The sequence below is a fragment of the Prevotella sp. TCVGH genome (assembly GCF_023522295.1).
GTDB classification, from domain to species: domain Bacteria; phylum Bacteroidota; class Bacteroidia; order Bacteroidales; family Bacteroidaceae; genus Prevotella; species Prevotella timonensis.
Genome location: NZ_QFFX01000032.1, coordinates 24,804 through 33,088, shown reverse-complemented (window position 1 = coordinate 33,088; position 8,285 = coordinate 24,804). Strand labels below are relative to the sequence as shown.

Here is an 8,285-nt window from a genome sequence, read left to right as displayed (position 1 = left end):
AATAAACCCCGAAGTCCAATTTTACTGGGCTTCGGGGAGGATATTTATGCTCTTTTGAGTTTTACCGGACAGCAATAGTTGAAGATAATACCTGTAGGCACTTGTCCCTCGGCAGAGCCGTTGGTGAAGTTACCGTTCCACGTCCACTTCCACACCTCGTTACCAGTGTCAGTGACACCCACCTTGGTGCATGCCACGCCAGGCCAACTGCCGCCGGTAAAGTTGCCTGCATCATTCCATGCCCAGCACATGATGTCAGAACTCCAGTCTTTTGGCTTTTCAAAGAAAGCACAGGTCTCTCCATCGTTTACCACACAAAACGAAGGTGCATGGAATGTAGCTTGCTCTTCCTTGATGCTTGTTACCTCATCAATGTTGACGGCATTGCTGACATACATTTTATAGTTGTCGCCCGATGTCGCTAACTTCATGCCTTGCGTATTAGCGTCTGTCGTTGTCCCCAGTATCAGCAACAATTCGCCTTTGCTACCTTTTACTTTCAGCACAAAGCCATCGTGTTTGGCTTCGGCTTGCAAAATATCGCTGGTGTTGCTGATGCCTACGGCACGGCGGGTAGCAATCATCCGCTTGATGGCAGTTTTGTATTGAAGCCAATGTGGCAGGAACACGCAAGGCGTGCCTGGCATGGCGAGGATATAAGCATTGGCAGCCTCGATGTTGGCAAACAGTGGACTGCTACCGTGTCCATCGGTGCGACCTGTATCATGATTGTCGACAAACGTTACAGCATATTGCTTGTAATATGAATCTCTTGCCAGACACTCGCCATTGAGTTTTGACCAGTCGCCATCAGAACTAAAAGCCTCAAAAATACGATACTTCATGTCGAAATCGAAGGCGGCAGAGGTAGGAACATCATCTACCTTGGTGCCGTTAATCCATTTCTTGATGTTGCCTGTGTTGTCCCAATACTCGCCAACCGAGAATTTAGGTTTGGCTGATGTATTGTACTTACCAATATATTTAGCTGCAAAGCCTTTCACCATATCATAACGGAAACCTGTGTACCCCAAATCATTCAACAAGAAATCAAGATATGCCATGATGTTCTTTTGGGCATTCACAGAGGTGTGGTCGATGTCGCGTGCGCCATTGAAGTCGTCGCCCGTGTCGTTGTTGCCTGTCAACGCATAGCCATGCTTTTCTGTCTCGCCTTGGTCATCCCCTTTACAAATATCGGCAAGCGACCAGTGCATGGTTTGCCCTTTCCATGTCTCCTCGGGAAAGTCGCACCAATTGGTGTTGCCGTTGCGGTGGTTAATGACCACATCCTCAATGATGCCAGTGCCTTTGTCTTTGAAGGTCTTAATCATCTTGCGCAGTTCAGTTTCGCTGCCAAATGCGCTATCGTGCCTAAACCACCATATAGGCGCATAGCCCATTTGGTTTTGCAGCGTGTTGCAATACCCCGACTGAGGCACCCAAATGAGTGAAAAATATTTGGACAGCTCGTCTGCCTGGTTTTCCAAATGGCTCCATTGCGTGTCTTGGTAACTGTCCCAATAAAAGCCTTGCAGCATCACGCCCTTGTAATCCTTGGGCCAACCTTGGGCATGAACGTTGCCAGCGAGTGCCAGCAACAATAATAGTAAGGTGTATATATGTTTCATTGTCATTATTTGTTAGTAGTGATAAATATGTATTTGGTAAAAAAGGCGCACTGTCTACATGTGAGAGTGCGCCTTTTATGTTCATTCTTCTACTCTCGTAACAAATTATTGCTCTGTTACGGTAGCAGTTTTGGCTTCGGGGTCAAGCTCGATGAGGTAAGTACCTGCAGCAATCTTGATGTTGTCGCCACCTTCGGTAAGACCTGTGAAGACGCCACCGAAGTTCTTTTCCCATGATGCATCCCAACGGAACTTATACTCACCGTCCACCATTTTTATAGTGATAGACCACTTCTTGGTTTCTGGGTTGTAGGTCATCAGCTGTCCCTTGTCCCATCCATCGGGGGTAGCAGATCCGATAATCTCCCATCCTGTCTTGGCAACGGAGGCAACCATCTTCTTGGTGTTGGCAGTAATGCGATACCAGCCACCTTCGGTGAACTTGATGTTGGCACCATCGCCAAGAGCAAACTCTGCCTTAGTCTTGTCCTTGTTCCATTTCACTTCACCTACGCTTCCCAGCCATTTGCCGTCATCATAGAGTTTGAACTCGGTGTTGGCAGGATAGTAATAGATGCCCGTGTATTGGAAGTCGCGGCTCTCCGATTTGAGTCGATAAGCAGTTTCAGCGGTCGGGTTCCAACCTTGATAAGAGCCAGGCACTGAAAGCTCGGCACTCGAGAGTTCGATGTCGGTCTCTTCCATGGTGTAGGTGTACTTGCCAGCAGTAGTCAAGTTGAGCTTCACGATGTATGCGTGTGTTTTAGCCACCTTGAGGTTTTCGCCACCTTGTGCCAAAACGCTTGGATTGTTTTTGTCACTACCATAATTGATATCCCATCCTTCATTGGCACGGAACTTAAATTCCTTATCGGTCAACGGTGTTACCGCCGTCCACATACGGGTGTCTTTGTCGTATTCCATCTTGGTATCTTTGGTCCACCCGCCAGATGTGGCAGCTCCAATCATACCCCACTCGCAGGGCTTTCCGATAGTCACATTGCCGTCGGGCATGAGCGTCACCTCCACAAATCCTTTGTGGTCTGCATCAACCTTCAGGTCTTTCGCGAGTACCTTAGTAACGTCTTTGCCATCCACAACAGCAAAAGAACACTCGTCGTCAAACTGTATCCAACCTTTGTAAGTGCCGTCACCATCAGGATCGCCAAGGAGATAAGCCTTAGAATAATCCCATTCGGGATAGCCCACTGCCACATAAGCATAATTCCAGTCAATGTCCACAGCGTTGGGGTCGTAAGGTGTAGCCTTGAAGTTGACAGTGTTCTGCGCATCATCGGTCAACGTTTCGAATGCCGAAGACTTGAGCGACACGGTAAAGTCATAGGTGTGACCAGGATAGGCACCTATCTTCGCCAACAGCGAGTTCATCGCCTCATTGGTGAAAGAGAGTTTAGCGTTCTCTGTATCACCTGCCACGATACTCTTTTTGTTCTCATTATTGGTAATGGTTACGGTGTACTTTACCACCGCACCTTTGCCGTAATTGGCTTTTTCCCAGCTAATGTCGGGAAACGCTTTGCCACTATTTTCCTGCGTAAAGGTTATCTCAGCTGGATTGACAGCATTGAGTTTCGCAGCCTGCTGTAACTTAAGCACTGGCGTGGTGATATCGTCAGAGCACGATGTCATTGCCAAGAAACCAGCGGCAAGGAATAATATATTTTTTAGTTTCATGATCTATCTTGTTTTAATCCATTAATAACCATCATTCTGTTTCAAGTTCTGGTTCGAGCCAATGTCGTCAGAAGGTAAGGGGAATATCTTGTATTTGTCATTCACCCCTTTGCCTTCAGCCACGCCACCTTTCCAGGGCCATAGGTAATCAGCGGAAGTGTACTTACCAAAGCGCACGAGGTCGGTGCGGCGTTGTGCCTCGAAGAAGAGCTCACGTCCGCGCTCATCAAGCAAGAATTTCAGTGTGAAGTTGTTGTCATCAATTGGAGCCACGGTCTTATCCTTATAGGCGCGTTTGCGCAATTCGTTCAAATAGTTCATGGCTTCGTTCTTGGTTGCCCCTGTTCCTCCACGGAGAACAGCCTCTGCCAAGTTCAGATAAATTTCGCCCAAACGGAACAATGGGAAGTCCACATAAGCTTCAGAAGATGCAGGCTTGCTGCCATCCTTATTAAGATTACAGAATTTGGTTACAGGAATGCCATTGTCCTTAAAATCTGCCTCATTGACAATTTCCACGTTCTTGGTTCCATCCAAACGTAGCATAGCAAAGCGTGTGTCTTCTTCATGCTTTTTCTCGTTGGTAAACAACTTGAGCAATGACGACTTGGCACGTACTCCTTGCCAAGCTCCCTTGGCATTAGTCTCTTCTTGGAATTGTGCAGAACCCCAACACAACAGAGCGGTCATACCTCCCCAAGTCATGGTTTCAGCACCTTCGTAGCGAAGTGGGAAAATCATTTCCTTGGAATGATCATTGTCCGCCTTGAACATGTCAGCATAGTTGGATTCCAATTCGTAGCCAGCTGCAATGATTTTCTTACTATAAGTGATGCACTCGGTGTACTTCTTTTGCCCCACGTAGGTCTCTGCATTGAGGTACAAACGCGACAGAGCAGCCCAAGCGGCAGCCTTGTTGGCGTTGCCATAATTCTTGTTCCAACCAACAGCGGGAGCAGCAAGGTCCTTCTCGCATTCAAGTAATTCTTTCTCCACATATTTATAAAGGTCGTCCTTCATAATTTGTTGTGGACGTTCGCTACCTATTGTACTATTCTCATCAAAGAAGGGATAGTTGCGATACAGGTCAAGGGCGTACATGTAGGTGAGCGCACGCAGGAATCGAGCCTCAGCTCTATACTCCTTTACCGTTTGCTTAACCTGCTCGTTACAACCACGACTACTCAGTTTGTCATCGGTGGTTTCACGCAGGAAAGCATTCGCCAAGTTGATTTGGTAAGCCAATCGATAATACGAACCCTTGATCCATGGGCTTGAAGAATCCCAAGAAAGGTGGTTGAAGCCAGGAATTCCAGGGTCGTTCCATGCACAGTGAGCCATATCGGATGCCAGTTCCTGCATGTTCCACAGCACACGTATGAAAGAAGCCTGCGAGCCTCCATCGATTCCTTTGACGTCTTGCTCGGCGTCTCCACCTTTGTTTCCACCTATCACCATGCCCGCATAAATCTTGGCGAGGCTCTGGGTATAAGCGTTGATGTCGTCCTTGAACACTACATTAGACACTAATTCATCCTTGTCCAACGGTTCGGTATCCAAGTCTCCTACACAGGAGGTCATTCCTAACAATGCTCCTGACAAGAGCAAGAACAATGACTTTTTAATATGATATTTTTTCATTTTGAGTTGCTATTTAGAATTTTAAATTGAAACCAAACATAAACGAAATAGGTCTCGGATAGATATTTTTGTCTATACCCTCACCGCTGATTTCAGGGTCAATGCCGCTGTAGTTGGTAATGACAAATGGGTTTTGCACGGTGAAGTACAGACGAGCGGACTGTTTATCATTGAACAGCTTGTTGAATGTGTAACCGAGCGAGATGTTGTCCATGCGAACAAAGTCAGCTTTCTGCACATAGTAGCTGCTGCGATACTGCCCTACATGGAAGTTCTTGTTGGTGGCAGAGTTCAAGCGGTTCTTTAAGAAGCCTGTCTGGTCGTACATCTGCGAACCGTCCCATGCCTCACGGTTAGACTGTGTGTTGTTGTACACATAGTTGCCAATGCTCGAGCGAAGGGCAAACGATAAATCCCAGTTCTTGTAATTCATTTGCGATGTCAAACCCATGTAGACATCGGGAGCCGATTTCTTGTAAGGAATAAGGTCGCCCTCATCAATCTTATTGTCGTTATTCTGGTCTACATAAGCCCCTTCAATAGGAGTACCCTTCTCGTCATACATCTGCTCAAATACATAGAATGAGTTGTATGGCTTGTTAACAGAGTTGATTTGAATGTTGTAGCCTGTCGCGCCATCAATGCCACCATGTATCACGCCCTTATATTTGGGGTCGTCGTTAAACGTCAGCTTGGTGATGGTATTCTTATTGTACGACACGTTGTAACCCAATGTCCATTGGAAATCCTTGGTTGTGATAGGGTGAGCTGTCAACGAGAGTTCTACACCTTTATTTTCTAATGTGCCGACATTGGTAAGCAACTCATTGCTGAAGTTGGTACCAGCTGGTGCCGTAACAGTGTTCAACAAGTTGTTAGTCTGACGATAATAGAAATCCAATGTACCCGAGAGCACGCCTTTGAAGAAGCCAAAGTCGAGACCGGCGTTGTAGGTTGTGGTCTCTTCCCACTTCAAATTCTCGTCGTAAGCCAATGGTGCGATGAGCTGTACGCGCTTGTCACCGAAGTAGTAATTGGCTCCAGGCTGTGAGTAAGCGTAGCGTGCCATGTAGGGATAATCGCCACTATTGAGGTTCTGCTGACCCGTCACACCGTAACCCAAACGAAGTTTCAAGTCATCAAGCCAGCGTGTGTCTTTCAAGAAATCCTCCTCGTTGATACGCCAAGCCAATGCTGCCGATGGGAATACGCCCCAGCGATTGTCCTTGTTGAAGCGTGAAGAACCATCATTACGCAATGTGAAAGTCAAGAGATAACGATCTAATAAGGTGTAGTTCACACGTCCAAAGAACGACACAAGGTAGTTCTCGGTAATGATATCGTCTTCGCCTTTGTAGAACTCTGTGCCATATTCCTTTGCCTTAGCCTCTGAATAGGGATACTTCGTCCATTCCGAACGATAGAAATGTTGCCACGAATAACCTGCCATGGCATCAATGAAGTGTGCGCCAAAGGTCTTGGTGTAGTTCATATAAAATTCCAACAGCGTATTCCGTTTGAGCTGCCAGAAGCTGCTATTCTCGCCAAATCCTTTCTTGAAATTGCCCCACGTCCACGACATAGGAGAGTTATCTACGGTTATTACGTCGCCCGTTCCCTTAGAAACATCATATCCCAAGTTGAGGTTCGCACGCAAGTCGGGTAAGAAATGGAACTTATAATCGAACTGTGCGTTGCCGATGCTGCGGTACACCTTTGTCTTGTCGCTCTTATCCGTGAGGATGGATACAGGGTTAGCCAAGCCAATGTCAACAGGTTTTCCCTTATCATTGAGATACATGAAATAACCGTTACCATATTCAGACCCTTTCATATAGATGGGCTGTGTGGGGTCGTACTGTGTTGCCATACCCAAGGAGGCAAGGTCTGCAAAGCGGTTGGTGTTATAGATACCCTTGAGATTCAACTGTATGCTGAGGTGTTTGTCAAAGAGTTGCGGACTCAAGTTGATCGCACCTGTGAAGCGTTCCATATTAGATGTCTTCACAATACCATTTTCATTCGTGTAGCCCAACGACACACGGTAAGGCAAATTAGCCACTGCACCCGACACGTTGATGTTGTGGTCGGTACTAACCGATGTGCGTAGCACTTCCTTCTGCCAGTTGGTATCGCTCGTACCAAGAGCCTTGGCTTGCATGCTTTGCTCGCCAAACTTGGAGATAACAAAACGTTTGAAGTCGTCTGCCGACATTACGTCCACCTCTTTGGCATGGGTGCTTACCTTCACAGAACCACTATATCCAACTTGGATACCACCTGCCTTACCTTTTTTGGTAGTGATAAGAATCACACCATTTGATGCACGCGAACCATAGATAGCTGTTGCCGACGCATCTTTCAAGATAGTCATGGTAGCAATATCATCAGGGTGAACGGTACTCAAGGGATTTGCCATACCGTTGATGCCGCCATCGTCTACGGGTACACCGTCAATCACTACCAACGGATTGTTGGACGCTGACATAGACGAACCGCCACGAATACGTATCGTTGCACCAGCACCTGGTGCACCACCGTCAGTGATAACACTCACACCAGCAGCCTTACCTACCAACATATCGGTGGCAGAGGTAACAGCTCCTTTTACCATTTTTTCTGCATTCAAGGCAGTAACACTACCCGTCAGGTCGTTTTTCTTCACTCGTCCATAGCCAATTACTACCACTTCATTGATAGATTCACCTTTGGCTTCTTTAAGAGTAACGACCATCTTGGCAGCTGCTGGTGCCTCGAAGACATCGTAACCAATGTAACTAACAGAGATCATGTCGCCCGTGTTGGCATTAATGGTGAAGTTTCCGTCAAAGTCTGTCACCGTACCTCCCGTTTGTCCCGCTACTCGAATAGTGGCACCAATAATGGGTTCGCCGGTTTCATCCTTCACATGTCCTTTCACGGCAATCTGCTGCGCAAAGGCACTTGCTGAAATGAACAACACACAGATGAGTGTGAGCATTCTCAGCGGTAATGAAAATTTTACCTGCTTCATTTTTTTAGTTTTAAGTTAATATAATAATAAATTTAGAGTTTCTTAGGTCAATATCCCCAACAGCTATTAGCTATTAAAAGGCTTGATGGGTGTCTTCATTCAGCATGTCAGGAATTCCTTTTGAGGGTGGTTAGTAGGTCGTTATGACTCATGGTTAGTTTCTCCTCATGCTGCAAAGTTAGTTTTCTTTAACTGTCATTGTTCTTTTTAAGTGCAAAATTCACTATATTTGCAATGCAAACGTTTGCATGTTCGTCATCTTTATAAAATGATAAAGACGTTTTGAGCATTCTTTTGTTTTACAT

4 protein-coding genes are annotated in these 8,285 nt (G+C 46.3%); all 4 read right to left on the bottom strand.

Going from position 1 to position 8,285, the window contains the following annotated elements; all coding sequences use genetic code 11:
• Positions 1–44: 44 nt before the first annotated feature.
• On the bottom strand, positions 45–1,631 hold the full coding sequence (locus DEM91_RS07485; protein WP_249858484.1) for an alpha-amylase family glycosyl hydrolase: 1,587 nt from the start codon (positions 1,629–1,631) through the stop codon (positions 45–47).
• A 105-nt stretch (positions 1,632–1,736) separates the two neighbouring features.
• Positions 1,737–3,326: a SusF/SusE family outer membrane protein gene (locus tag DEM91_RS07480; RefSeq protein ID WP_195252519.1), complete on the bottom strand. Its 1,590-nt coding sequence runs from the start codon at positions 3,324–3,326 to the stop codon at positions 1,737–1,739.
• Between the two features lie 21 nt (positions 3,327–3,347).
• Positions 3,348–4,967: a RagB/SusD family nutrient uptake outer membrane protein gene (locus DEM91_RS07475; RefSeq protein ID WP_195252518.1), complete on the bottom strand. Its 1,620-nt coding sequence runs from the start codon at positions 4,965–4,967 to the stop codon at positions 3,348–3,350.
• A 13-nt stretch (positions 4,968–4,980) separates the two neighbouring features.
• A complete protein-coding gene (locus DEM91_RS07470; protein WP_249858483.1) occupies positions 4,981–7,980 on the bottom strand; it encodes a SusC/RagA family TonB-linked outer membrane protein in 3,000 nt (999 codons plus the stop codon).
• Between the last annotated feature and the right edge of the window lie 305 nt (positions 7,981–8,285).